This is a genomic window from Vibrio methylphosphonaticus (genome assembly GCF_023634655.1).
Classification (GTDB): Bacteria; Pseudomonadota; Gammaproteobacteria; order Enterobacterales; family Vibrionaceae; genus Vibrio; species Vibrio methylphosphonaticus.
Genome location: NZ_JAMKMS010000012.1, coordinates 119069 through 145708 on the forward strand (window position 1 = coordinate 119069; position 26640 = coordinate 145708).

25 protein-coding genes are annotated in these 26640 nt (G+C 45.4%); 15 read left to right on the plus strand and 10 right to left on the minus strand.

Annotation, left to right across the window (positions count from 1 at the left end):
- The first annotated feature begins 6 nt into the window (after positions 1-6).
- The 8 genes from lpxB (at position 7) to M9196_RS15055 (ending at position 9471) form a co-directional block, all read left to right on the plus strand.
- Positions 7-1146 (plus strand): lipid-A-disaccharide synthase, encoded by a 1140-nt coding sequence (gene lpxB / locus M9196_RS15020; protein ID WP_250618345.1) that lies wholly within the window; start codon positions 7-9, stop codon positions 1144-1146.
- 5 nt (positions 1147-1151) lie between these two features.
- A complete protein-coding gene (gene rnhB, locus M9196_RS15025) occupies positions 1152-1772 on the plus strand; it encodes a ribonuclease HII (RefSeq protein WP_250618346.1) in 621 nt (206 codons plus the stop codon).
- 46 nt (positions 1773-1818) lie between these two features.
- Positions 1819-5298 carry a DNA polymerase III subunit alpha gene (dnaE, locus tag M9196_RS15030; RefSeq protein WP_250618347.1) on the plus strand — a complete coding sequence of 1160 codons (3480 nt, stop codon included), beginning with the start codon at positions 1819-1821 and terminating at the stop codon, positions 5296-5298.
- A gap of 48 nt (positions 5299-5346) precedes the next feature.
- Entirely contained in the window at positions 5347-6306 is a 960-nt protein-coding gene (gene accA / locus M9196_RS15035) for an acetyl-CoA carboxylase carboxyl transferase subunit alpha (RefSeq protein ID WP_250618348.1), read from the plus strand.
- Between the two features lie 62 nt (positions 6307-6368).
- On the plus strand, positions 6369-7685 hold the full coding sequence (tilS, locus tag M9196_RS15040) for a tRNA lysidine(34) synthetase TilS (RefSeq protein ID WP_250618349.1): 1317 nt from the start codon (positions 6369-6371) through the stop codon (positions 7683-7685).
- 106 nt (positions 7686-7791) lie between these two features.
- Complete coding sequence (locus M9196_RS15045) at positions 7792-8103, plus strand: c-type cytochrome (protein WP_250618350.1); 312 nt, start codon at positions 7792-7794, stop codon at positions 8101-8103.
- Positions 8104-8220: 117 nt separating this feature from the next.
- Positions 8221-8559, plus strand: coding sequence for a nitrogen regulatory protein P-II (gene glnB / locus M9196_RS15050; protein WP_250618351.1), 339 nt, complete (start codon positions 8221-8223; stop codon positions 8557-8559).
- Positions 8560-8625: 66 nt separating this feature from the next.
- Positions 8626-9471 carry an endonuclease/exonuclease/phosphatase family protein gene (locus M9196_RS15055; RefSeq protein WP_250618352.1) on the plus strand — a complete coding sequence of 282 codons (846 nt, stop codon included), beginning with the start codon at positions 8626-8628 and terminating at the stop codon, positions 9469-9471.
- A 96-nt stretch (positions 9472-9567) separates the two neighbouring features.
- Here M9196_RS15055 and M9196_RS15060 read toward each other — a convergent pair whose 3' ends face one another.
- Together M9196_RS15060 and gloB are read right to left on the minus strand one after the other, a co-directional pair.
- Positions 9568-11133: a lytic transglycosylase gene (locus tag M9196_RS15060; protein WP_250618353.1), complete on the minus strand. Its 1566-nt coding sequence runs from the start codon at positions 11131-11133 to the stop codon at positions 9568-9570.
- Between the two features lie 77 nt (positions 11134-11210).
- Positions 11211-11969, minus strand: coding sequence for a hydroxyacylglutathione hydrolase (gene gloB / locus M9196_RS15065; RefSeq protein WP_250618354.1), 759 nt, complete (start codon positions 11967-11969; stop codon positions 11211-11213).
- 40 nt (positions 11970-12009) lie between these two features.
- On the opposite strand from gloB, the gene M9196_RS15070 reads away from it, so the two are divergent.
- Entirely contained in the window at positions 12010-12750 is a 741-nt protein-coding gene (locus tag M9196_RS15070; RefSeq protein ID WP_250618355.1) for a class I SAM-dependent methyltransferase, read from the plus strand.
- Here M9196_RS15070 and rnhA read toward each other — a convergent pair.
- On the minus strand, positions 12743-13207 hold the full coding sequence (gene rnhA / locus M9196_RS15075) for a ribonuclease HI (RefSeq protein ID WP_250618356.1): 465 nt from the start codon (positions 13205-13207) through the stop codon (positions 12743-12745). The two genes, M9196_RS15070 and rnhA, sit on opposite strands and share 8 nt — an antisense overlap.
- A gap of 57 nt (positions 13208-13264) precedes the next feature.
- Here rnhA and dnaQ point away from each other — a divergent pair, with 57 nt between their 5' ends.
- A complete protein-coding gene (gene dnaQ, locus M9196_RS15080; RefSeq protein ID WP_250618357.1) occupies positions 13265-14005 on the plus strand; it encodes a DNA polymerase III subunit epsilon in 741 nt (246 codons plus the stop codon).
- A gap of 9 nt (positions 14006-14014) precedes the next feature.
- Positions 14015-15259 (plus strand): TIGR03503 family protein, encoded by a 1245-nt coding sequence (locus tag M9196_RS15085; RefSeq protein WP_250618358.1) that lies wholly within the window; start codon positions 14015-14017, stop codon positions 15257-15259.
- 109 nt (positions 15260-15368) lie between these two features.
- Here M9196_RS15085 and fadE read toward each other — a convergent pair whose 3' ends face one another.
- Positions 15369-17813, minus strand: a complete 2445-nt coding sequence (gene fadE, locus M9196_RS15090) for an acyl-CoA dehydrogenase FadE (protein WP_250618359.1) — start codon at positions 17811-17813, stop codon at positions 15369-15371.
- A 339-nt stretch (positions 17814-18152) separates the two neighbouring features.
- Between fadE and lpcA the strand changes: the two genes are divergently transcribed.
- Positions 18153-18728, plus strand: coding sequence for a D-sedoheptulose 7-phosphate isomerase (gene lpcA, locus M9196_RS15095; protein WP_250618360.1), 576 nt, complete (start codon positions 18153-18155; stop codon positions 18726-18728).
- A 64-nt stretch (positions 18729-18792) separates the two neighbouring features.
- Complete coding sequence (locus M9196_RS15100; protein WP_250618361.1) at positions 18793-19635, plus strand: class II glutamine amidotransferase; 843 nt, start codon at positions 18793-18795, stop codon at positions 19633-19635.
- A 171-nt stretch (positions 19636-19806) separates the two neighbouring features.
- On the opposite strand, the gene purN is transcribed toward M9196_RS15100, so the two are convergent.
- Together purN and purM are read right to left on the minus strand one after the other, a co-directional pair.
- Positions 19807-20445 (minus strand): phosphoribosylglycinamide formyltransferase, encoded by a 639-nt coding sequence (gene purN / locus M9196_RS15105; protein ID WP_250618362.1) that lies wholly within the window; start codon positions 20443-20445, stop codon positions 19807-19809.
- A 3-nt stretch (positions 20446-20448) separates the two neighbouring features.
- Complete coding sequence (gene purM, locus M9196_RS15110; RefSeq protein WP_250618363.1) at positions 20449-21489, minus strand: phosphoribosylformylglycinamidine cyclo-ligase; 1041 nt, start codon at positions 21487-21489, stop codon at positions 20449-20451.
- 243 nt (positions 21490-21732) lie between these two features.
- On the opposite strand from purM, the gene upp reads away from it, so the two are divergent.
- Complete coding sequence (upp, locus tag M9196_RS15115; RefSeq protein ID WP_250618364.1) at positions 21733-22359, plus strand: uracil phosphoribosyltransferase; 627 nt, start codon at positions 21733-21735, stop codon at positions 22357-22359.
- A 99-nt stretch (positions 22360-22458) separates the two neighbouring features.
- Here upp and M9196_RS15120 read toward each other — a convergent pair whose 3' ends face one another.
- On the minus strand, positions 22459-23700 hold the full coding sequence (locus tag M9196_RS15120; protein WP_250618365.1) for a uracil-xanthine permease family protein: 1242 nt from the start codon (positions 23698-23700) through the stop codon (positions 22459-22461).
- A 273-nt stretch (positions 23701-23973) separates the two neighbouring features.
- On the opposite strand from M9196_RS15120, the gene M9196_RS15125 reads away from it, so the two are divergent.
- Positions 23974-25197 (plus strand): DUF2066 domain-containing protein, encoded by a 1224-nt coding sequence (locus tag M9196_RS15125; RefSeq protein ID WP_250618366.1) that lies wholly within the window; start codon positions 23974-23976, stop codon positions 25195-25197.
- A gap of 79 nt (positions 25198-25276) precedes the next feature.
- Here M9196_RS15125 and M9196_RS15130 read toward each other — a convergent pair whose 3' ends face one another.
- The 3 genes from M9196_RS15130 to arsC are packed head-to-tail and all read right to left on the minus strand — an operon-like array spanning position 25277 to position 26633.
- On the minus strand, positions 25277-25705 hold the full coding sequence (locus M9196_RS15130) for a DUF2069 domain-containing protein (RefSeq protein WP_250618389.1): 429 nt from the start codon (positions 25703-25705) through the stop codon (positions 25277-25279).
- Between the two features lie 5 nt (positions 25706-25710).
- On the minus strand, positions 25711-26283 hold the full coding sequence (wrbA, locus tag M9196_RS15135; protein ID WP_250618367.1) for an NAD(P)H:quinone oxidoreductase: 573 nt from the start codon (positions 26281-26283) through the stop codon (positions 25711-25713).
- Complete coding sequence (gene arsC, locus M9196_RS15140) at positions 26283-26633, minus strand: arsenate reductase (glutaredoxin) (protein WP_250618368.1); 351 nt, start codon at positions 26631-26633, stop codon at positions 26283-26285. Before arsC ends, wrbA begins: the two co-directional genes overlap by 1 nt.
- Positions 26634-26640: the final 7 nt, after the last annotated feature.

Consider the following 26640-nt stretch of genomic DNA (forward strand, 5'->3'; position numbering starts at 1 on the left):
AAAAGCATGGCAAGACCACTTCGAATTGGCATTGTAGCTGGTGAGCTATCCGGTGACACCTTAGGTGAAGGTTTCATAACATCAATTAAACAGCGCTACCCTGACGCGGAGTTCGTTGGGATTGGTGGGCCCAAAATGATCGCACAAGGTTGTGAGTCTCTATTTGATATGGAAGAACTTGCGGTTATGGGGCTGGTTGAGGTGTTGGGCCGCTTACGACGTTTATTGCATGTTAAGGCGGAGCTTGTCCGTTACTTTTCTGAAAACCCCGTCGATGTCTTTGTTGGTATTGATGCCCCCGATTTCAACTTAAGGTTAGAGCTTGACCTTAAAAAGGCGGGCACGCCGACCGTGCATTATGTCAGCCCCTCCGTTTGGGCTTGGCGCCAAAAACGCATCATTAAAATTGGCGAAGCGACTAATCTTGTGTTGGCGTTTTTGCCGTTTGAAAAGGCATTTTATGACCAGCATAATGTGCCTTGTGAATTTGTTGGTCATACGTTGGCTGATGCTATTCCTTTGCAGTCGGATCAGCACTCTGCTCGTACCCTTTTAGGTCTTGAACAGGATAAAACCTGGCTCGCAGTGCTACCAGGAAGCCGAAATAATGAACTTAAGATGTTATCTCAGCCGTTTATCGAAACGTGTCAAAAACTGCACGCTGATAATCCAAACTTAGGTTTCGTGGTTGCTGCGGTAAATGATAAGCGCCGACAGCAGTTCGTAGAGGCTTGGAAAACCTTCGCCCCGGAGTTGGACTTTCACATCGTTCAGGACACGGCGCGAAACGTTATCACCGCGGCTGATGTGGTGTTGCTCGCATCAGGTACCGTTGCATTAGAATGTATGCTGATAAAAAGACCAATGGTTGTTGGTTACAAAATGAATGCGGTTACCACCTTTTTAGCCAAGCGCTTGGTGAAAACCAAATACGTCTCGTTGCCTAATATTTTAGCTGATGACGGGATTGTTGAAGAGTGTTTGATGGACGCGTGTACGGTTGAAAATCTGTATAATGCGTTAGCGGTGTTATTGAACCAAGACAACACTGTGGTGCTAGATAAGTTCACTGAGATGCATCACTGGATTCGGAAAAATGCGGATGAACAAGCCGCTCAAGCTGTGTTGAAATTAATTAATAAGTGAAGAACATGACCAAAAAAACGCCAGTAGAGTATCCGCCTTTTGAATATCCGCACGGTTATAGCATGGTTGCAGGGGTGGATGAGGTTGGGCGCGGACCACTCGTTGGGGACGTTGTGACAGCCGCGGTCATTTTAGATCCTAATAACCCGATATCGGGGCTGGCTGACTCCAAAAAGCTGTCAGAAAAAAAGCGTTTAGCGCTCTACCCAGAAATTAAAGAAAAAGCGTTGGCATGGGCGGTTGGACGTTGTTCTCCAGAAGAGATAGATGAACTTAATATTCTTCAGGCGACGATGGTAGCAATGCAAAGAGCAGTCGCTGGGCTCCAGGTTAACCCTGACCTCGTGTTAATCGATGGTAATCGGACACCAAGTTTGCCAATGGACTCACAAGCTGTGGTTAAAGGGGATTTGCGCGTCTCAGAAATTAGCGCGGCATCTATTATTGCCAAAGTGGTTCGAGACGCTGAAATGGATGAGCTAGACAAGCGTCATCCTCAATTTGGTTTTGCCAAACACAAAGGCTATCCGACAAAGGCACACTTCGATGCGATTGAACAACATGGCGTTATTGACGAGCACCGCAAAAGCTTTAAGCCAGTTAAGCGCGCATTGGGTATTGAATAAGTAATGATGACCATGAACCACACTATCGTGACAATTAGGATTTAGTATGTCAGATCCCAAGTTTATACACCTGCGTGTACATAGTGATTTCTCTATGGTGGATGGCTTATCGAAAGTGCCGCCACTCGTTAAGAAAGTCGCTGAGATGAATATGCCCGCCATGGCGCTTACCGACTTTACTAACTTGTGTGGCTTAGTGAAGTTTTACAGTAATGCTCATGGTTGCGGAATCAAGCCCATAATTGGTGCTGATTTTACGATGCAGTCCGATGAGTTTGGCGATGAGCTGACGGGTATTACGGTTCTTGCTATCAATAACACCGGCTACAACAACCTGACACTATTGATTTCCAAAGCGTATCTTCGTGGTCATGTACAACATCAGCCAGTCATCGACAAAGCATGGTTGCCCGAGTTATCAGAAGGCTTAATTGTACTTTCTGGCGGTAAAAACGGTGAAGTTGGAAGGGCACTATTAAAAGGTAATCGTGCGTTAGCGAACCAATGTCTGGAGTTTTATGAGACTCACTTTGCCGACCGATTTTATTTAGAGTTGCTGCGCACCGGTCGTGCTGACGAAGAGAGTTACTTGCACTTTGCCATTGAAATTGCTGAAGCGCGAGGCTTGCCGGTTGTTGCCACGAATGAAGTTGTTTTTGTTGAACCTGAACTGTTTGATGCTCATGAAATTCGTGTCGCGATTCATGACGGTTATACTATTGATGATCCGAAACGACCAAAGCGTTATAGCGCGCAGCAATACCTTCGTTCTGAAGAAGAGATGTGTGAGCTGTTTGCTGATATTCCTGAGGCACTGCAAAACTCAGTAGAAATCGCAAAACGTTGTAACGTGACGGTTCGCCTAGATGAATATTTCTTGCCTGCGTTCCCAACCGAAGGGATGCTTGAAACCGACTTCTTAGTGAAAAAATCACAAGAAGGGCTAGAAGAGCGACTTGAATTTCTATTTCCTGATGAAGAAGAGCGTGTTAAGCGTCGTCCAGAATATGACGAACGTTTACAAATAGAGCTCGATGTTGTCAATGAGATGGGTTTCCCAGGTTATTTCTTGATCGTAATGGAGTTTATCCAGTGGTCAAAAGATAATGATATCCCTGTTGGGCCTGGTCGAGGATCAGGTGCGGGTTCACTGGTTGCCTACGCACTAAAAATTACCGACTTAGATCCGTTGGAATACGACTTACTGTTCGAACGATTTTTGAACCCTGAACGTGTCTCCATGCCCGATTTTGATATCGATTTCTGTATGGATAAGCGCGATCAGGTTATCGACCATGTGGCCGAGATGTACGGTCGCGATGCGGTATCGCAAATTATCACCTTTGGTACCATGGCGGCAAAAGCGGTTATTCGTGATGTTGGACGCGTGTTAGGGCATCCCTTTGGATTTGTAGACCGAATTTCAAAATTGATTCCGCCTGATCCTGGAATGACACTTGAGAAAGCATTCAAAGCGGAACCCGCGCTGCCGCAATTATACGACGGCGACGAAGAAGTTCGCGATCTCATCGACATGTGCCGAATTCTTGAGGGCTGTACTCGTAATGCGGGTAAGCATGCGGGTGGTGTTGTTATCTCGCCCACCACCATCACGGATTTTGCGCCTATTTATGCAGATGCGGAGGGGAACTTCCCAGTTACCCAGTTCGACAAAAATGATGTGGAAACCGCAGGCTTAGTCAAGTTTGACTTCTTAGGGTTAAGAACACTCACGATCATTGACTGGGCGTTAGGCCTGATTAATCCTCGTTTGGAAAAAGAAGGCAAAGATCCGGTTCGTATTGAGTCGATTCCTTTAGAAGATCCGGCGTCATTTAGGTTGCTCCAAAACTCTGAAACCACCGCTGTTTTCCAGCTGGAATCGCGTGGTATGAAAGATCTGATTAAGCGACTTCAGCCTGACTGTTTTGAAGATATTATCGCGTTGGTTGCTCTGTTCCGTCCTGGTCCATTGCAATCAGGGATGGTGGATAACTTTATCGACCGTAAACATGGTCGTGAAGCGGTGTCATACCCAGATGAAAAATGGCAACATGAGTCGCTTAAAGAGACATTAGAGCCGACGTACGGCATTATCTTGTATCAAGAACAAGTTATGCAGATCGCCCAAATTCTAGCGGGATATACGCTAGGCGGCGCCGATATGCTTCGTCGTGCGATGGGTAAGAAAAAGCCAGAAGAGATGGCAAAGCAACGTACCATTTTTGAAGAAGGTGCGGTCGCGAATGGCGTTGATGGCGAACTCTCGATGAAGATCTTCGATCTGGTAGAGAAGTTTGCAGGTTACGGTTTTAACAAATCTCACTCTGCGGCCTATGCACTGGTGTCTTATCAGACGCTATGGCTGAAAACCCATTACCCTGCCGAGTTCATGGCGGCGGTAATGACTGCAGATATGGACAACACCGAAAAAGTGATTGGACTGGTGGACGAATGTCTACGCATGAAGCTTAAGTTGTTGCCACCAGATATCAACTCAGGGCTGTATCGCTTTAATGTCGATGATGATGGTGCTATCGTCTACGGTATCGGCGCCATCAAAGGGGTAGGTGAAGGCCCAATTGAAGCCATTATTGATGCGCGAAACAAAGGTGGGCATTTCCGAGACTTATTCGATTTCTGTGCGCGACTTGACCTGAAAAAAGTGAACAAGCGTGTCATAGAAAAGCTGATTATGGCAGGAGCACTCGACCGATTAGGTCCTCATCGTGCTGCTTTGATGGCGTCACTAAATGATGCAGTGAAAGCAGCCAGCCAGCATCATCAGGCTGAAGCATTCGGCCAGTCGGATATGTTTGGGGTATTGACTGAAGCACCAGAAGAAGTTGAGCACAAATACGTTCAGGTACCAGCATGGCCTGAAAAGGTGTGGTTAGAGGGAGAGCGAGAAACGCTCGGCCTTTATTTGACTGGCCATCCCATAAATGCGTATTTAAGGGAACTGAATAAATACACCAGTTGTCGACTAAATGAAGCAACGCCAACAAGACGAGATCAGTCGTTAACGCTTTCCGGCTTAGTTATTGCCGCGAGGGTGATGACAACAAAGCGTGGTAATCGTATTGGCTTGATGACATTGGATGACCGTTCTGGGCGTATGGAAGTGATGTTGTTCTCAGATGCACTAGATAAATATGCTGAATTGCTCGAAAAAGACAAAATAGTGGTCGTTTCTGGACAGGTCAGCTTTGATGACTTCAATGGTGGGCTTAAAATGTCTGCCCGCGAAGTTTTAGACTTAGGAAGCGCGCGCGAGAAATTTACTCGTGGATTATCAATTTCCTTACTTGAAAAACAAATTGATGAGCGCTTTTACCAACGCTTTACTGATATTCTAGCGCCACATAAAGCTGGAACTGTGCCGGTTAATATTTATTACCAGCGAGAAGATGCGAGAGCAAAGCTTACGCTGGGTACAGAATGGCGTGTCACACCAAACGACACGTTATTAGAAGAATTACAGCAGTTACTTGGTCAAGACCAGGTAGAACTCGAATTTAACTAATTGGGTCCTCAATATTATCTTGAGGGCTGAATCGAAAAGGATTCATTGATGAGCTTGAACTTTCTTGAATTTGAAAAGCCAATTGCAGAACTAGAAGCTAAAATTGAAGCCTTGCGCGATGTATCTCGCCATGGTGGTGATAGTGCGATTGATTTAGACAAAGAAATCGAACAACTAGAGAAAAAAAGCCTAGAGCTTAAAAAGAAGATCTTTAGTGATTTAGGCGCTTGGCAAGTCGCACAATTGGCTCGTCACCCTCAGCGCCCTTATACGCTCGATTACATCGAGCACGTGTTTACTGAGTTCGATGAGCTAGCAGGTGATCGTGCTTTTGCTGACGATAAAGCGATCGTTGGTGGTATGGCGCGATTGGACGGTCGTCCAGTGATGATTATTGGTCATCAAAAGGGCCGTGAAACGAAAGAAAAAGTGAAGCGCAACTTTGGTATGCCAAAACCCGAAGGCTATCGTAAAGCATTGCGTTTAATGGAAACGGCAGAACGTTTCCAAATGCCTATCATTACGTTTATTGATACGGCTGGCGCGTACCCAGGTGTTGGCGCTGAAGAGCGCGGTCAATCAGAAGCAATCGCTAAGAACCTTAAAGTGATGTCAGGTCTGACAGTACCGGTTATTTGTACGGTTGTTGGCGAAGGTGGTTCTGGTGGTGCACTGGCCATTGGTGTGGGTGATTACGTGAATATGCTTCAATACTCCACGTATTCGGTAATCTCGCCGGAAGGTTGTGCGTCTATTTTATGGCGTGATTCAGACAAAGCACCGCAAGCGGCTGAAGCGATGGGCCTAGTTGCCCCTCGTCTAAAAGAGCTGGAGCTGATTGATGATATCATTGAGGAGCCGTTGGGTGGCGCTCACCGTGATCCAATTAAGATGGCAGAAAATCTCAAGGCAACGCTAGTGCGTCAACTTGAAGACCTGGACCAGCTGGATCATGAATCGTTGCTTGAGCGTCGTTATAAGCGTTTAATGAGTTACGGCTACTGTTAAGCTCATCTCATTAGTATAATAAAGCGAGCATAGGCTCGCTTTATTTGTTTTTAGGATCCGCAATGGCACTTTATCAGCAATTTTCAAACGCTCTATCTGCGTCATTAAACGACAAATCGAAGGTTATCCTCGCGTTGAGCGGTGGCATGGACTCTCGGGTATTATTGCGACTGCTGTCTATCTATGCCAAGCAACACCCGAATCGACAATGTATTGCGGTTCATGTTCATCATGGGCTAAGTGCTTACGCTGAGCGGTGGCTAGAGGATTGCCAACGTTGGGCTGGAGAAGAGGGCATTAGGTTTGAAGCCGAGAGAGTACAGCTCAACCTTGGTGACAGGCAAAGTGTAGAAAAGGCTGCACGCGACGCGCGATATCACGCGTTAGAACAATATGTCGATGTTGGTGATGTTTTATTAACAGGACAGCATTTAGATGATCAGGCTGAGACGTTTTTACTGGCGTTAAAGCGAGGGAGTGGGCCCAAGGGGCTGTCCTCAATGGCGGAGGATATGGCTTGGGGTAAAGGGCGTATTGTTCGCCCGCTCTTGATGGCATCTCAATCGGCTATCGCTTCTTACGCCGTACAAGAAAAGCTAGAGTGGGTTGAGGATGAAAGTAACGAGGATACGCGCTTTGACCGCAACTTCCTTCGCCATCAAGTGATGCCCGTCCTCAATAATCGCTGGCCGAGTTTTGCCCATGCAGTACATCGAAGTGCTCGCTTATGTGCCCAGCAAGAAGCATTGCTTTACGAAATGCTGCGCCCAGAACTGGACGTGATGCTTGGCACCTTGGGTGGTCTATCCATATCGGCATTAACGCCCTTGTCTACGGTGAAACGTGATTATCTGTTGAGATTGTGGCTGGAATTACTGTCGGTGACGCTCCCCAGTGAGAGGCAGTTGCAGATACTTTGGCAAGAGGTGGCTTGCGCTCAAGATGATGCAAATCCTGAGTTACGTCTCACATCGGGTGCGATTAGGCGCTTTGATGGGCAGTTGTACTGGGTCCCTGATTCTCAAGATATATCGGGGAGCTCGCAACGTTGGGATTTATCGAGTGCGTTACGTTTGCCCGATGATTTAGGGGTACTGAGTGTTGCGACCATTTCTCAATCAGCCACTATGACTTTAAATCGCTCAGCGTTAACTTTGCCTATCACTGTTATGTTTAATCCGGAAGGTCTCAGTGCTCATCCTTATGGTCGGAGTGGCTCAAGGAAAATGAAAAAATTATTTCAGGAATACAGAATACCAAGCTGGCAGCGTCGCCGATTACCTATTTTAATGGTTAATGAGGAAGTGGTCGCTGTCGCTAACTTATTTGTCGATAAAGCTTTTTATGGTTCAGACTGTGAACTAATTTGGGACAAATGAACTAATTTCATGTCACAATCGTAAGCATAATAAATCGCCAGGTACGGGAAGGCGTCTTTGATACTTTGATATCTGGTATATATGGAAATAGCAAAAAGGTAATGCAATGAATAAATTCGTGATAGGTGCAGCACTCGCTGTCAGTGTTTTGAGTGGAACCGCAGTAGCGGCTGACGTACAAGCAGGTAAGGCAAAAGCCGCGATTTGCGCCGCTTGTCACGGAGCTGATGGTATTGCTGTCATTCCTGGCTACCCTAACCTCAAAGGGCAGAATGAACAGTATTTAGTATCGTCTATTAATGCTTACAAAAATAAAGAACGTAATGGTGGGTTGGCTGCCGTTATGCAAGCTCAGGCTTCAATGCTTAGTGATGAAGATGTCGCGAACGTTGCGGCTTACTATGCAAGCCTAAAGTAATTATTACAAAAAAATTCAATTTAGAGCCCGAAGTTGTCCTTCGGGCTTTTTGTTTTGATTGATTGTTTTTACTGGCTACCAGATAATATCGACATAAAAGTGATGTAAGGGAAGAACATGAAAAAAATTGAAGCGATTATCAAACCTTTTAAGCTAGACGATGTACGTGAAGCGCTAGCTGAAGTAGGTATCACAGGCATGACGGTATCTGAAGTGAAAGGTTTTGGGCGTCAGAAAGGACACACAGAGCTTTACCGCGGTGCGGAGTATATGGTGGACTTCCTTCCTAAAGTGAAGTTAGAGATTGTTGTCTCAAGTGATGTTGCGGATCAATGTGTAGATACTATTATTGAAACCGCTCAGACTGGCAAAATTGGCGATGGTAAAATCTTTATTACCGATATTGACCGTGTCGTGCGTATTCGCACTGGCGAGGAAGATGAAGACGCAATTTAGTCCAATTCGGATAGACTGTAAAAAGGAGTAGTTATCTACTCCTTTTTTATTGGGAGGTAGTAATAAATGAAAATGAAGTGGCTGATATGGGGACTGCTCGTTGCCACCCTTGTGGTGTTTGGCAGTTTTCAATTGATTTTTACCACGCGAACTACCCCTGAAGTCACGTCTATTCATAGCGGTAGCGTCGCTAAGGAACTGAAGTGTTATCAAGGCGATAGTGCTCAAGTGATCGATAATGCCGGTAAGTTGAATATATTAGTTTGGAATATCTATAAGCAAAACCGGGAAAATCTCTTATCGGAGCTGGAGCGCTTGTCTAAGGGGAAGCAGCTTGCACTGTTACAAGAGGCCAATCTCGACGCGCCTTTTATGCAATGGCTAAAGGAATCAAGTTGGAGTAGCCAGCAAGCTACCGCTTTTAAGGCTTTTGATGTATCTGCCGGCGTGCTTAATCTTAGTACCCAGATGCCGTCAATCGCGTGTGCTAATTTACAGGTAGAGCCCTGGCTTAGGTTACCGAAATCGGGGTTGTATGCAGAGTACGCATTAAGTAATGGGACTAAACTCATTACCGTTAATCTTCACTCTGTTAACTTTACGATAGGGACCGAGGAATATCAGGCGCAGCTAGAGTCATTTAAGCAGGTATTAATTAGCCACAAAGGCGCGTTGTTGATTGCTGGCGACTTTAATAGTTGGAGTGAGGAGCGCCTTGAGGTTTTGCTAAATGTGCTCAAAAAGTACCACATTAAAGAAGTAACCTTTAAAGATGACAACCGCAAACGCTTTGTTACCGGTCTGCCTCTTGATCATATTTTTTATCGCGGAATGACGTTATTGTCTTCTTCTTCTCCTGCCTCTACAGCATCGGATCATAACCCCATGATGGCTGAATTTCGTCTTGATTGATGAGTTGGGATTGCTTATAAAAAAACGGCCTAGATAGGCCGTTTTTAATTGTTCTCTTCTGTGAATAGAAGCGTTTATTGTCTCAAGTTCAATCTGTTATGTGCTAGTTTTAGTGACATCAACATAAAGCTTGAGTTTTTGGCCTGGCTTTAAATATCGCTGCTTTTCTAGGCCATTCCATTTAACGACGTCATTAGTGCGAACATTAAATTTATGCGCAATGCCACTGACGGTATCGCCATTTCTCACAGAGTAAAAGACCGTTCGAATGATTGCGCCATTTGATTGGTCTTTCCAAATGACGATGTCTTGCCCAATACGCAGGGTATCTCTTGGTCCCATCCCGTTCCATTTCGCGAGCGATTGATGAGACACTTTGTTGGCTTTCGCAATAGACCACAAACTGTCACCACTTGCGACTTTATGGGTGATTTTGTAATTACCACGAGATGTTGACTGTGTCTTTGCTAGGCGGTTAGACGCGCTTAATGCGTAGATGTCATCATTTTTCGTTGACGTTGGGACAAGTAAATACTGGCCTGCGCGAATGTTATTATTTATCAGTCCGTTTGCTTTTTGGATGACGTTAGTCGTTGTTTGATGTTTCTGTGCAATGACACTCAACGAATCCCCAGATTGAACCTTATAACGTACCAAGCGCATGCCTTTTCCGCGGTTTTTCGCCAGTTCTTGTTGGAACTGCTCAACGCTTGCGATTGGTAGTAATAAAGATTGTGGTCCTGATGGCGCCGTTGCCCATTGATTGTAGGCTGGGTTATAGCCTTGCAGTTCTTTAACTGAAATTCCGGCATACTTTGCCGCGATGGCCAAATCGAGTTGCTCTTCCGGATCAATCAACTGCAATGCTGGTTGGTTCGGGATCGCTGGAATATTTAGACCATACTTTTCTTGATTGGCGAGTACGTCAGCCAACGCAAGTAATTTTGGTACGTAGCTACTGGTTTCTTTTGGGAGATCGAGTGAGAAGAAATCAGTAGGTTTGTTGAGTTTCTTGTTTTTACGAATCGCACTGTTTACACGACCACCACCGCTATTATAGGCCGCAATCGCATGATGCCAGTTACCATCAAAGCGCTTGTTGAGTTGCGTTAGGAAGTCTAATGCTGCGGTTGTTGAGGCGGTAACGTCTCTTCGGCCATCATACCAATAGGTTTGCTCTAGTCCGAATGCTTTACCTGTTGCAGGCACGAATTGCCATAGACCGGCTGCACTACCATGTGAATAGGCGAACGCATCAAACGAGCTTTCAACGACAGGTAATAATGCTAGTTCTAAAGGCAGCCCACGCTTTTCTATTTCCTCGGTAATTAAATAAAGGAATGGCTGAGCACGTTGTGAAACCGTATTTAGGTGGCTTGGGTGTTTGATGTACCATTGGCGATAGTAGTCGACTTTAGCGTGGTCTGGCGTTGGCATTTTCAGCTGCATCGCAATACGCTTCCACACATCTTCTTGTTGCTGCGGGGTAAGGGCTTTCGGTGCTGCGACAGCTGGTTCAACAGAAACCGGTTTATTAGTTGTAGTTTTGGCGGTTTCTGAAGGAGAGTTGGTAGGCTCTGTTGTGTTACTGCTTGAATCTGGCTGAGTCATTTGACACCCTGCCAGCAACAGGGCTAAGGCCCAACTGATTTTCTTATGCATGGTCTTTACTACAAACGGTTACTTGAACGGTCGTGCATAATACTAATACGGTTGGTGCCAATACAAGCAGGAAAACGTTAAAATTCGTTTTTCCACTCACGTAATGCGGTAAAAGTAGACACAGGATCGTTGTTGACACTTCTATTTGCAACAGATTTCATCACTTCTATTTGCTGAGTTCTTAAGAACGGGTTGATACGTTTTTCGATGGAAATAGAAGTAGGTAGCGTCGGAATACCTTGTACTCGCTTCTGATTAGCTTGCTCTCGATACTCGTGAAGAAAGGCATTATGAGGCTCGATTGCCATCGCAAACGCAAGATTACTCAGTGTATACTCGTGCGTGCAAAATACATCCGTTTCTTCTGGAAGCAACGTTAGCTTCTGTAAGGAATGGAACATCTGCTCTGGTGTTCCTTCGAAGATTCGCCCGCATCCTGCTGAAAACAACACATCGCCACAAAAAAGTTTCGCATCGCCAACATAGCCAATATGGTCGAGGGTATGCCCTGGTAAATCGAGCACTAAGAATTCTTCACCGAATAAATGAATACGATGTCCTTCCGATACGTGATGAGTTAAATGAGGAATAGCGGAATTATCGGGACCAATCACCGTAAGGTTGGGGTACTTGGCGACGAGTGCGTCAATACCATTAATATGGTCCCAGTGATGATGAGTAATCATAATCGTGGTGAGTTCGAGTTGATGTTGCTCTAAATAGGCAATGACGGGTTCCGCGTCACCAGGATCGACAACAGCGCACAACTTCTGGTTATTTTGAATCAGCCAGATGTAATTATCATTAAATGCGGGTATGCTTTTGATATGTAACATTGTTGTTTCTCCAATTCACTTTGAGAGAGAGCGCGAAAATATGAAGCCAGCACGCAGCAAGAAAAAGCTCGACCATCCCCATTCTTGGGAAGAACTTGCCAACGGTCAATGGGTTTCTGAATCTATTCAGACTCGTTTGGATGAGTGGTGCCCAAAGCTTTTTGGTTATCATATGCTTAAACTGGGTGGCTTAAGCTGCGAGTTGACAAGTTGTAACTGCAATATACAACATCAAGTTAATTTAGACGCTAAAAACCCACTGCACAATGTGATCGCCGATCGGTATGAACTCCCTTTTTTAGAAAAAAGCTTTGATGCGGTTATTCTTGCCCATCAACTGGAATACTGTGATGACCCGCATCGCTTATTGCGCGAGGTAGATCGTGTGATGATTGATGATGGTTATCTTATAATCACCGGCTTTAATCCAATCAGTTTTACAGGGCTCGCGAGCTTGATGCCTTGGCGACGTAATAACTTTCCTTGGAGTGGACGTATGTTTACGCCCAATCGAATTCGTGACTGGCTAAGTGTACTTAACTATCAGGTGATTCACGCTGATACGTATGCATTGTTTCCAATGAAGCGACATCGCACGATGTGGACATGGTTAGAGAGCAGTGTGGGGGATTGGGCTTCACCGATGGGGAGTTTGTACTTTATTGTCGCTCGAAAGCGGACGTATCCGCTTAAACCGATAAAACCACATTGGCAGTTAAAGAAAAAACTCACACCGGTGAGTTTGAATTACCGAACTGCCGACAAACGCAAGATTAACTAGGCTGATAGCCTATATCGTCTTCTGTTGGGTTTTCAGCTCCGTGTCTTGCTAGTTCATCACACATTTCATTTTCACGGTGACCGGCATGCCCTTTGACCCAGCGCCAGTCGACAGAGTGGCGTGCGGTCTCTTCATCTAGCGCTTTCCAAAGATCGGCGTTCTTTACGGGTTTCTTGTCGGCTGTTTTCCAGCCTCGTTTTTTCCAGTTGTGAATCCACTGTGTGATGCCTTGACGTACATATTGACTGTCGGTGGTAAGAATGACATCGCACGGCTCTTTTAGTGTTTTGAGTGCCACTATGGTTGCCATCATTTCCATGCGATTGTTGGTTGTGAGCTGATAGCCCTTGGAGAGTTTTTTTTCGGTTTGTTTATAGCGCAGTACGATGCCATACCCGCCAGGCCCCGGATTACCTAAGCAAGATCCGTCAGTGAAAATTTCAACCTGTTTCGCCATGATTTGATACTATGTAGGTCTGTAACTTTATTTCTATAGTCTGACATACAAAACATCATGAATACCAGTCTCAATTCAGAACAACGCAGAATCATCGTACTCGATACGGAAACGACGGGTATGAACCGTGAAGGTGGTCCTCACTACCTAGGGCATCGAATTATTGAAATTGGTGCGGTTGAGATCATCAATCGAAAATTCACGGGAAGGCACTTCCACGTTTATATCAAGCCCGATCGTCTGATTCAACCCGATGCGATTGCCGTTCACGGTATTACGGATGAATTCTTATTAGACAAACCAGAATATAAGCAAATCCATACGGAGTTTCTTGAGTTCATTGCTGGCGCTGAGCTGGTGGCTCATAACGCGCCCTTCGATGTGGGCTTCATGGATCTTGAGTTTTCCATGGTGGATGCGAGCATTGGCAAAACGGAAGACCATTGCAAGGTTACCGATACCTTGGCCATGGCAAAGCGTATGGCTAATATGCCCGCAAGGAAAAACCTTGATTCCTTAGCGAAACATTACACCATCGATACTTCTGCGCGTATATTGCACGGCGCTTTACTCGATGCGGAAATCCTTGCTGACGTTTATTTAGCTATGACGGGTGGACAGACGCACTTGCAGTTCAATGCAGGGCAATCTGGGGACTCGGACTCAGAAATGATCAAAAGATTAACGACAGGACGAAAAGCGCTAAAGGTTTTGCATGCAACGGCCGATGAACTAGAAGCGCATAATGCGCGCTTGGATATCGTAGGAAAAGGCGGTAACTGTTTATGGCGCCAGTAGGAGAAAGGCATGCAGAGGATTTTCATAGCGTTTAGTCTGTGGTTGACGCTCATTGGCACAGCAATAGCCAGTGAGTCTGCGATGTCATTTTTGGACAACCGATTTCGTGTGGACGAAACTGTCGAGCGAATTACGTTTCTTGTTTACCGAAAAGATAACTCTCGCCCCGTCACCTTAGTTCGCCCTGATGGAAGAAAATACTACGCTTGGAAGCACCCAGCCAACGTACATTGGATTGAAGAGCCTACCGCCGATATTGTGACGATTGAACGTCCAATGCCCGGCCCTTGGCAAGCGATTGGTAAAGTTACGCCTAAGAATAATATCCAATTAGTTTCTAAGTTGTCGTTAAAAGCGCAAGCCCTACCTGAGCGCCTGTACCAAGGTGAAAAAATCAAGTTTACTTCTCATTTGCTGAGTAATGGTGAACCTTTAATTATTGATAGTATTTTGACTCATGTGAACCTAAAGGTAGTCATGACACGCTACCTCGAAGAGCAAGAGATGAAGGACTCTAAGGCGAAGCCCATTCCAATGGTTATTGGCGAGTTTTTTGACGATGGCGTTGGTCTAGATGAACGAGCTGGAGATGGTGTTTTTACCGTTGAGCTTCCGATCACCATCGAGCCCGGTAAATACAACGTTCGAATCACGACGGGTAATGGTGTGTTTCTGCGCGCACTTGAACAAGAAGTCTTTGTCTATCCGACGCCATTCACTACTCGTTTTATTCAAGGAGACGACAGCGCGCCTCATCAATTAAGGCTGCGTGGCGAAGCAGGCACCATCCAAGCGGGAAGTTTAGCCACCTCGATCGCATTAGTTTCTCCCAATGACAGTGAGCAAGTCGTACAAGGTCAAAGTGGCGAGAGTGACACAGAGTTGACCTCATTGTTCACCGATCATAATGAGGTGGGTACCTATCACTGGTCTGGGCATGTTTATGCGAATGAATCGATGACGGATCGAGAGCTTGTTTTTGATTTGCCTAGTCGGTCATTTAGCGTGGTAGGGGCGATTGATTTAGATAAAGCGCAAGCGTTGCAAGTGGCAGCGAGAGAAGCCAAGAAGAAAGCGCAACAGGAAGCGCAAATTGCACAGCACAGAGCGACAGTTAAACAACGAGCAATGATTGCTATCCTTGTTGGTAATACCGTTTTGATACTGCTAGGGGCACTGGTGTGGTGGATAGTGAGACGAAAACGCGCTATACGAGCCGTAACACCGGAAATGCAACTAAAGATGCCGGGTTAGCTATGATTACTGACCAGGACGTAGTGACTGAGTGTTAGAGCAAAAAATGCCAACCTTATCGGTTGGCATTTTATTATGTGTTGGAGAATAGATTAACCTTAGTCACGGCTTATGCCACTTCCTCCATGGCTGGATAGATTGGCTTTGCGGCGAGTTCCTCAGATGGGAAATCATCAACATTAATCGTATAGAGACGATGCGCTTCTGCTGTTTTCAAGATCGTCGCTTCGTCTTGTCCAATAATGCCTTTCTCTAAACCTATTTCAGCGATGTTATCGAGGTTAGTGAACGGGCGGCGTTGACCGAGTTCTTTGCAGATCTTATTGAAAATAGGCTCTGCCTTTAATACGACTTCTAGTGCAAGCTCAATTCGACCAGCAGGGTTGAACTCTGTTGGTTCTAAGTATTGACCGCGGCCTAGACGACTGCGCGCGCCACAAGGTGTTTGAAGGATTCGCGCCACCTGGCTATCGAGAGTGTCGGACGGTGCGACTCTCACTGTGCCAAACGGTAAAACGACAACCCGTAACAATCGACCAATGGTTTTATTAGGGAAGTTCGTCAAAAAGTCATCCAAAGCTTGTTCGGTTTGTTTCAAACTGTCTTGCAGACCCCAATGCATCAATGGCAGATCTTCACTTTGACGGCCTTCGTTATCAAAGCGTTTAAGTGCTGCAGTACTCAAATACAGTTGGCTCAAAATATCACCAAGACGAGCGGAGAGGCGTTCTTTACGTTTTAGTGAACCACCTAGCACTGCCATCGATACGTCGGACAACAAGGCAAGATTAGCACTGTAACGATTTAGTTGTTGATAGTATCGTTTCGTCGCATCTTTATGAGGGGTATCTGAACCGCGACCATCGGTAATGCCTAGCCACAAGCTACGAATGAAGTTACTAATGGCAAATGACACGTGGCCAGCCAGCGCTTTATCGAAGTCAGAGACCGCGCTACCTTCTGTCGAGTATGCCGCTTCCATTTCTTTTAATACATAAGGGTGACAGCGAATTGCGCCTTGTCCATAAATGATCATTGAACGTGTCAGAATGTTTGCGCCTTCCACGGTTATTGCAATAGGGGCGCCTTGATAGCCTCGCGCGAGGAAGTTTGATGGGCCAAGGCAGATGCCTTTTCCGCCCACAATGTCCATCGCATCGATAATGGAGCGCTGACCTCGGTGGGTACAGTGATATTTAACAATCGCGGAGATGACTGAGGGCTTCTCACCTAAATCAATACCAGTGACTGTTAAGCTGCTTGCCGCATCCATCACATAAGCATTACCAGCAATACGTGCTAAAGGCTCTTCAATGCCTTCCATATGGCCGATAGGTTGTTTAAATTGGCGACGGATACGCGCGTAAGCCCCTGTCGCTAATGCCGCTGTTTTGATGCCCCCTGTTGAGTTTGAAGGCAGGGTAATCCCCCGGCCTACTGACAGACACTCAACCAACATACGCCAGCCTTGACCGGCCATTTTTGGTCCGCCAATGATAAAATCGAGAGGAACGAATAGGGATTGTGCTTTAGTCGGGCCGTTTTGGAATGGTAAGTTTAATGGGAAATGACGATGACCAATTTCGACACCTTTAAGGTCGGTAGGGATCAGTGCGCAGGTAATGCCCAAATCCGATTTGTCTCCAAGTAGACCATCGGGATCTCTCAGCTTGAAAGCCAATCCTAAAACCGTCGCCACTGGTGCTAACGTAATATAGCGTTTGTTCCAGGTGAGATTCATTCCCAGTACTTCTTTTCCTTCCCATTGACCTTTACAAACCACGCCAAAGTCAGGGATAGAACCTGCATCGGAACCCGCTTCTGGGCTCGTTAATGCAAAACAAGGAATTTCTTTACCAACGGCGAGACGAGGTAAGTAATAGTCTTTTTGTTCTTCAGTACCGTAATGTTGCAATAATTCACCTGGTCCCAACGAGTTAGGAACGCCAACAGTAGAGGAAAGAACGCTAGACACACCCGTTAGTTTTTGCAGTACCAATGATTGAGCGTAGGCGGAAAACTCTAGCCCACCGTATTGCTTTTTGATGATCATCGAGAAAAACTTGTGGTCTTTTAAGTACTGCCAAACGTCAGCTGGCAGATCGGCAAGTTCATGAGTAACTTGATAATCGTTGACCATTGCACAGACTTCGTTAACTGGACCGTCTAAAAAATCTTGTTCTTCTTGGCTAAGTTTAGGTGCGCTGATGTGTTGCAGGGTTTGCCAATTGGGTTTGCCTTTGAACAACTCAGCCTCCCACCATACCGTACCCGCATCGAGTGCTTCTTTTTCTGTTTGAGACATCGCAGGTAGCACTTTTTTGAAAAGAACGAGTGCTCTTTCTGATACGAGTGTTTGGCGTATAGCGGGAACACAAGTCACCGCGATAAGCAGGACATAAATACTCCACGCAATAATGCCAAAAGTGCCAAGTAGCGTTCCTACTGCCATAGCTGCAGAAACGAGTAAAAGAGATTTTGCTAAGGATGCACGTTGATAAAAGCTAACGCCAACCGCTCCGAGCAATATGACAGTAGAGAGCAAGATGTCCATGATGGTTCCTTTATCTGGGTATTGTTATTGATTTTTTTGGATGTTGTTGTTGGCTTTATGACGCCTCTCTATGATTAAAAGCATCAAAGGTAGGAGGTCGTACCAGTTGTTATTGTAAACTAATTATTGCGGAAATGTAAAATTTGAAAGTGTTGGCTATCACAGAATAAGGAGATGGTGAGTTTTGCTTTTGGGAGATTTCGTATGAATTAACATAAAAAATTGATGATGTGGCGCTGATTGAACTGTGATGGCTATCGACAGTCTCTCTGATTTATAGGTACACTCAAGTTAATCGATAACAGCCGAACATATCGGTGAAACAAAGAGAAGAGCCCTATGTACCAAGATCTGATTAAAAGTGAATTAAGCGAAGCTGCAGATGTCTTGAACGCGTTTTTAAGTGATGACGATAACATCGCAAAAATTGAAGCTGCAGCAAAAATGATAGCAGCATCATTTAAGCAAGACGGTAAAGTTTTATCTTGTGGAAATGGCGGCTCTCATTGTGATGCGATGCATTTTGCTGAAGAGCTAACAGGGCGCTATCGTGAAAACCGTCCAGGTTATGCTGGTATTGCTATTTCGGATGTGAGCCATCTCTCTTGTGTGAGTAATGACTTTGGATATGACTATGTTTTCTCGCGTTATGTTGAAGCAGTAGGGCGCAAAGGCGATGTCCTGTTTGGCCTGTCTACTTCGGGGAATTCTGGTAATATTCTTAAAGCGATCGAAGCAGCAAAAGAGAAAGGCATGACGACCATTGCCCTGACCGGTAAAGATGGTGGTAAAATGGCTGGCTTGGCTGACATTGAAATCCGCGTGCCACATTTTGGTTATGCCGATCGAATTCAAGAGATTCATATTAAGATTATCCATATCATCATTCAGTTGATTGAAAAAGAAATGGAGTAATCGCTGCGTCGTAGTGTCGAGTGGCGAGCTGTAAAATAATAGGTTATGGGGAATAAGGAACGTAATGTGTGAATTGCTTGGCATGAGCGCCAATGTGCCAACGGACATCTGTTTTAGCTTTACTGGATTGATTCAGCGAGGCGGAAATACAGGTCCTCATAAGGATGGATGGGGAATTACTTTCTATGAAGGGAAGGGCTTTAGAACGTTTAAAGACCCAAACCAGAGTTGTGATTCGCAGATTGCGGAGTTAGTGCAAAGCTACCCGATAAAAAGCCGAGCGGTAGTGAGCCATATTCGTCAGGCTAACCGTGGCCAAGTAAACTTAGAAAATACGCACCCCTTTACTCGAGAGCTTTGGGGGCGCTATTGGACATTTGCACACAATGGTCAATTAACGGACTATCAGAGTTTGATCACAGGGCGTCATCGGCCGGTGGGTGAAACCGACAGTGAATTGTCGTTTTGCTGGTTACTGAATAAATTGGAAGGTCGCTTTCCTGAGCCACCACAAGACATGATGGCGATGTTTGCCTATGTGGCACAGTGTTGTGATGAGCTACGTCAGTTCGGTGTCTACAATATGATGCTGAGTGATGGTGAGTTTGTTATGACGTTTTGTACCAATCACCTTTATTGGATTACCCGTAAAGCACCTTTTGGAAAGGCGACATTATTGGATGAAGATGTCACCATTAACTTTCAGATGGAGACTACGCCCAATGATGTGGTGTCGGTGATCGCTACGCAGCCGTTAACAGGCAATGAGACTTGGCATCGAATGAAGCCTGGTGAGTTTAATCTGTTTCATTTTGGTGAGCTGGTATTAAGTAACAGTGAGCAATTGAAAGATGTACCTTATGCGGCGGCAAAGCCTGCGAGTCAGGCACCCACTGAACCATTGTAGTGCTAGAGGCGAGTGGGCAACTTCTGAACGTTGGTTTGGGTATTAAAAAAGCGAGTGTTAAAAACACTCGCTTTTTTGTCGCTGCGCTTTGCTATAGTCGCTTTGTAAAGGCTATTATTAGCAAATTCGCATCACTTTATTTTTGAACAGCGTAGTTATTGATCCACGTAGTTATTGATCCGCGTAACCTTGAGCCCCAAGCTCTTGTCCATCAAGTACCGCTTTACTGCCATCCATAGACAGGCGATCTTCAACAAACCATTTCACCACTAATGGGTAAATTTGGTGCTCTTGAATTTGAATTCGTTGTTCTAGAACTTCCACTGTATCATTATCAAATACTGGAACTTTGGCCTGTAAAATGATCGGGCCGCCATCAAGTTTTTCTGTGACAAAGTGGATGCTAGTGCCATGATGTTCATCGCAGTTATCAATGGCGCGTTGATGCGTATTGAGACCTGGGTATTTTGGCAATAATGAAGGATGAATATTGATCATTCTCCCCATATAGTGGCGAACAAATTCACCACTCAAAATACGCATGTAACCAGCTAACACCAATAAATCAGGGTTGTGCACATCGATGCGTCGCATAAGCTCGGCATCGAAAGCTTCTCTTGATTCACTGGCTTTTGGATCAAGGAACTCTGCTTCGGCACCGGCTTTTCTCGCTCGCTCTAAAGCAAAAGCTGATTCTTTATTAGAGAATACAGCACGCACTTTTGCGTTGGTGATCGACGTTTCACAAGCATCAATAATCGCTTGTAAATTTGTGCCATTCCCTGAAACTAAAACAACGATATTCTTCATGAATTACTTGATCTCTACTTGCTCTTCACCAGCGTCGGCTGTGGCGATTTCACCAATAACCCAAGCGTTTTCACCTTCTGCTTGTAGCAAAGCTACCGCAGCATCAGCTTGTTCTTTTGGAAGTGCGACAACAAGGCCAACGCCACAGTTAAATGTACGGTACATTTCAAAGGTTTCGACGTTGCCTTTCTCTTGAAGCCAGTTGAAGATAGCAGGCCATTCCCAGCTCTTGCCGTCGATAACCGCTTTGGTTCCTTCAGGAAGTACGCGAGGGATGTTTTCCCAGAAACCGCCACCTGTGATGTGAGAAATTGCATGAATGTCATGCTCTGCGATCATCTTTAATGCCGACTTGATATAGATTTTTGTTGGTTCTAGTAGGTGTTCGCCAATTGTGCGCTCACCTAGAATTTCGTTTTTGTCTGCGCCTGATACTTCAAGCACTTTGCGGATTAAAGAGTAGCCATTTGAATGCGGGCCACTTGAACCGACAGCAATGAGTGCATCACCGGCCGCTACTTTCGTACCGTCAATAATGTCTGCTTTTTCTACGACACCAACACAGAAGCCAGCAACATCGTAGTCATCGCCTTCATACATGCCTGGCATTTCGGCAGTTTCACCGCCAATGAGTGCACAACCTGCTTGAACACAGCCTTCTGCAATACCAGAAACAACATCTGCAGCCGTATCAACGTCTAGTTTGCCAGTCGCATAGTAGTCTAAGAAGAATAGCGGCTCACCACCTTGAACGATAAGATCGTTTACACACATTGCCACTAAGTCGATACCAATGGTGTCGTGTTTTTTCAGGTCAAGTGCAAGGCGAAGTTTTGTGCCGACACCATCAGTGCCTGAAACTAATACTGGTTCTTTGTATTTAGTTGGCAGCTCACATAAAGCACCAAATCCACCGATGCCTCCCATTACTTCAGGGCGACGAGTGCGCTTAACTGCGCCTTTAATACGGTCAACTAACGCGTTACCAGCATCAATGTCTACACCAGCGTCTTTATAGCTTAGGGAAGTGTTGTTTCCGCTCACGGGACAGTCCTCGATAAATAATTGGAAGTGAAAAGCGGCGCTATTCTAACAGGGCTTTACGCAAAAAGGAAAACGTTTGCGTAAGAAAATTTAAACTATTTTCCAAGGCATGGTTTGACAAGAATAAGCAGGATTAGATCAATCTTTTCCGTGTAAAGTTGTCGTTATTGACGAAACTCAACTGAAATAAGCCAATAAAGCATGTATAATTTTGGGGTTTTGTAAAAATTGCCGGAGTTGGACATGAAAGTTGTTGAAGTTAAACACCCACTTGTTAAGCACAAACTTGGTTTGATGCGCGAAGGGGACATCAGCACAAAGCGTTTTCGTGAGCTTGCCACTGAAGTGGGTAGCTTACTGACTTATGAAGCAACTGCAGATTTTGAGACGGAAAAAGTCACAATTGAAGGTTGGAATGGTCCCGTTGAAGTGGATCAGATTAAGGGTAAGAAAGTCACGGTGGTTCCAATTCTTCGTGCTGGTCTAGGCATGATGGATGGCGTTCTTGAGCATATGCCAAGTGCACGTATTAGTGTTGTTGGTATTTATCGTGATGAAGAAACACTTGAACCAGTGCCTTACTTTAACAAACTAGCATCAAATATGGACGAGCGTATTGCGTTGGTTGTGGATCCGATGCTAGCGACGGGTGGTTCAATGATCGCCACTATCGATCTTCTTAAAGAGAAAGGTTGTAAGTCGATCAAAGTACTTGTTTTAGTCGCCGCGCCGGAAGGGATTGAAGCGCTAGAGAAAGCACATCCAGAGGTGGAGCTTTACACTGCTGCTATCGATGAATGCTTGAACGACAAGGGTTATATTGTTCCTGGTCTTGGTGACGCGGGCGATAAAATCTTCGGTACCCTGTAATTTAGCTAGGCGATACCTTAAGCATTAGCTTGCTGCTAGTTCGACTAAATTAGTATTTAAAAAGGCTGACATGATGTCAGCCTTTTTTATTGCGTAGGTCTAGTCTTCTATTTGCGCGTTATCTACAACCTTGTTTTCACCTAGATCGTGAGGCAGAACAAGATTCAAGATAATTGCAACGATACCGCATAAGCTCACGCCTTGAAGGCTGAAGTCGCCAATTCCAAAAGCCATACCACCGATACCAAACACTAAAGTAATCGCAACAATTACAAGGTTGCGCGACTTATGAAGATCAACATTGTTCTTGATTAATGTATTGAGCCCCACCGTTGCGATTGAGCCAAATAGTAAGATCATAATACCGCCCATCACCGGCACTGGAATCGTTTGTAGTACCGCTCCAAGTTTTCCAACCAGTGCGAGTACGATTGCCGTTACTGCAGCCCATGTCATGATGACAGGATTAAAGGCCTTAGTGAGCATCACTGCACCAGTCACTTCGCTATAAGTCGTGTTGGGTGGCGCGCCCATCATAGATGCCGCGATTGTTGCTACGCCGTCACCCGCGATGGTGCGGTGTAAACCAGGCTTTTTAAGGTAATCTTTTCCGGTAACATTGGAGATAGCAAGCATATCGCCAACGTGTTCTACCGCTGGAGCAATAGCCACTGGCAACATAAACAAGATGGCATTGATGTTGAATTCTGGGGCGGTAAAGTTAGGGAGAGATAACCATGCCGCTTGAACGACGGGAGTAAAATCAACAACGCCAAAAACTAGGCTGGTGATGTACCCTGCTAGGATCCCGCTCACGATAGGAAGCAACTTAAGGAAGCCTTTAGAAAAAACACTCACGCCAACGGTCACTAGCAATGAAATTGCAGAGATCCATAGTGATGCATCAGCGGCGATAAGCTGGACACTACCATCACTGGTTTTACCTAGCGCCATATTAACTGCGACGGGTGCGAGACCAAGACCAATCACCATGATAACGGGTCCCACAACAACGGGCGGTAATAGTTTGTGAATAATTGCTACGCCGCGCACTTTGATGAGCACACCCATTAAGACGTAAACCACCCCAGCAGCCATAAGACCACCCATGGTCGCCCCAACGCCCCATGTCTGGATACCAAACATGATTGGAGCAATGAAAGCAAAAGAAGAAGCTAGGAAAATGGGTACGCTGCGTTTAGTGATTAGTTGGAAAAGAAGGGTACCAACGCCGGCACCAAATAGGGCAACGTTAGGATCAAGCCCTGTCAGTAAAGGGACAAGAACTAAGGAGCCGAATGCCACGAATAGCATTTGTGAACCTTGAAGAATAGTTTTCATTATTTAATATTCCAAGCAAGTCATAAGCACACCCAACCGTAGTCAGGCAAATTCGCGAGATAGTATCACTTTGTAATCGATTGCTTAATGATCTTAGTAAATAAATCCCCTTTATTGTTACAAATATCTCAATACTTGCTGTGCTATTCTATTTGTGGGTGCTAAGCCCACCTTGTGTTTGGATAATTTAACTAAACCTTGAAGCACTCTGCTTGCTCCTGCCGTCATGTTTGCTTATTATTCCGACTTATATCTTTGTTATTTAGGATTCCTATGCGTTATTTTGCTTGGTTGTTGGTTGGATTATGTTCGTTACCAGCGTATGCGTTGACTAAAGTTGATATTTATTCAACTCAAATTGCGGTGAATACGGAAGAGCCAAACGCCGATGAAATTGCACGTCAGCAGGGAATGCTAGAAGTGTTGGTTCGCGCTAGTGGTGACGCGAACGTCGCTTCCAATAGTGTGGTGAAAAAAGCGTTAGGGCAGAGCTCTCGTTATATTTCTCAGCTTGGTTATACCCAGGTTGATGGCGAGCAAGCATTGAAAATGAAGTTTAATAGCAATCAGATTGATGTGTTATTGAAGCAAGCTGAATTGGCATCTTGGCCTGCCGAACGTAGTAACGTCATGGTGTGGCTAGTTGAAGACAATGGCTATGACCGCTCAATTATTTGGGAGCACAGCAATTCTGCGATTGCAACTCAGTTGCGTACAGAAGCGAAAAAGCGTGGTTTGCCTTTAACGTTTCCAGTCGGAGACTTCGATGATATGACGGGTATTCAGTCAACTGACTTATGGGGCGGTTTTGTTGGCTCAATAGGACAGGCGACACTGCGTTACCCTGTTGATGCTGTGATGGTGATTAAAGCGGATGGTCGTCAGCTACGTTGGTCTTTATATGATCAATCTCCTGCCAGTTTAGGCAAAACTCAGATTGCACCAATTACCGGTGGTGCGTCCGGTGATCAAGCGACTCAAAGCTTAATAGCCCAAGTGAGTGATTACTATGCGTCTAAAAATACCTCAGTAGTCAGTGGTGAGAGTGAAGGTACTGTCACGGTCGCCTTTAATGGTCTGGTGAATGCAGATGCTTTCTTTACTTTAGAGCGCGCGTTAGGTCGACTTGCCTCTACTGCTCGTGTTGATGTGGCAGAAATTCGTGGCAATAATGCAATCGTACGTGTAGCGCTATTAGGGTCTATCGATTCTTTTGAACAAGAAGTGCTGAAACTTGGTTTGGTTAAAAAAGTGGATGTGGTTGAAGAAGTGACTGAAGCTGTTGAATCGACTCAATACCCAGAGGACTCAGCATTGACGCCAGAGGAAAATGGGCAGGAAACGCCGATTGAAACGGGTGTAAATGTTTCTGATGTTACGGTATCTGACGATTTAAAATCGCCGGTAACGGACTCATCGCTAGAGCCAAGTGGCGATACGAAAACCGCGTCTGGGCTAATTTCAAAACCGAAGCTTGTATTTGAGTGGCTGTACTAATATCGCATTAGTTATTTAAATGACTGGTAATAAAATAGGAGGCTAAGCCTCCTATTTTTTATTGCTTATTGCTTATTGCTTATTGCTTATTTTCAAACGTCTCTTTTTCTTTTTTCTCGACGCTGGATAAGCGTGGTAACTTGAGTCCCATCTCTTTTCCTTTCACTCTGGCATAAAGCGTGTTGCCGACGAACGTCAATGTTGTGAGCAGTAACTCGATCGCCGCTAGCCAGCGCTCACCTTCATCGGTGTAGAGCAAAGTAAAGCCGTGCAAGAAATAAAGCATGAGCATGAAGTTTGCCCATGCATGAGTATAAGGTTTACCAGCAATGATTCCAGGCAAAGGCAGCAGCAATGGGATCGCCCACGCGACGGTAATGGCAAGTGCATTAACGTGCGGATGAGGCGAAAGGGTGCTATGCCATAAAATGACCCAGGCAAGTAATGTTAAGTTGGTACAAAGCGCAAAATAGCGTACGTAGTGAACTTTAGGTTGCAATCGTTTCATGTCCATTATGATTGTTTGAGTTGTTGTGCCATGGTCGCTAAACGCTTGCCTAGTGCGAGGGATAGCGTCGCTTCTTCAGTGGTTAATTGGTTGCTGTCACTGGCAACATGAGAGGCTCCATAGGGGGTACCGCCAGAGGTCGTAGTATGGAGTAAAGGCTCGCTGTAGGGGATCCCCATGATAAGCATTCCATGATGTAACAATGGCAATAGCATTGACTGTTGCACAGTTTCTTGTCCGCCATGTAAGCTGGATGACGAAGTGAACACGCACGCTGGCTTATCAATCAGTGACCCACTGATCCACAAACTCGAGGTTTGATCCCAAAAGTGTTTCAATGGTGCCGCCATATTACCAAACCAAACAGGGCTTCCCATCGCTAAACCGTCACACTGCTTCAAATCAGTGAGGGTGGCGAAGGCATCGCTTGCTTCCCCCTGACTGCCGTTGAACTCTTCAACCGTTCTTAGCATCGCCTCGCAGCCAGCAACGCTTTCCACCCCTCTTGCGATCGCGCGGGCTAGGTGGCGAGTGCTACCGTGTCGACTATAGTACAGCACTAAAATGCGACAGCTCACTATAAGATCTCGAGTACTTGCTCTGGTGGACGTCCGTGTTTGGCTTTGCCATTGCTTACGACAATTGGACGTTCAATGAGTTTTGGGTTTTCAAACATGGCTTGAAATAATTGGTCATCGGTGAGTGCGGCATCGGCTAAGTTGAGTGATTTATAGAGATCTTCTTTGGTTCGCATCATGGCACGAACGCTATCTAGCTCGAGTTGTTTAAAAAGTGTTTTTAATACCGATACACTCGGTGGCGTATCGAGGTACTTCACGACGTCTGCTTGAATGCCTTTCTCTTCTAATAGAGCCAAGGTCTGGCGGCTTTTAGAACAGCGGGGATTGTGAAAAATAGTGACTGACATGTGGATT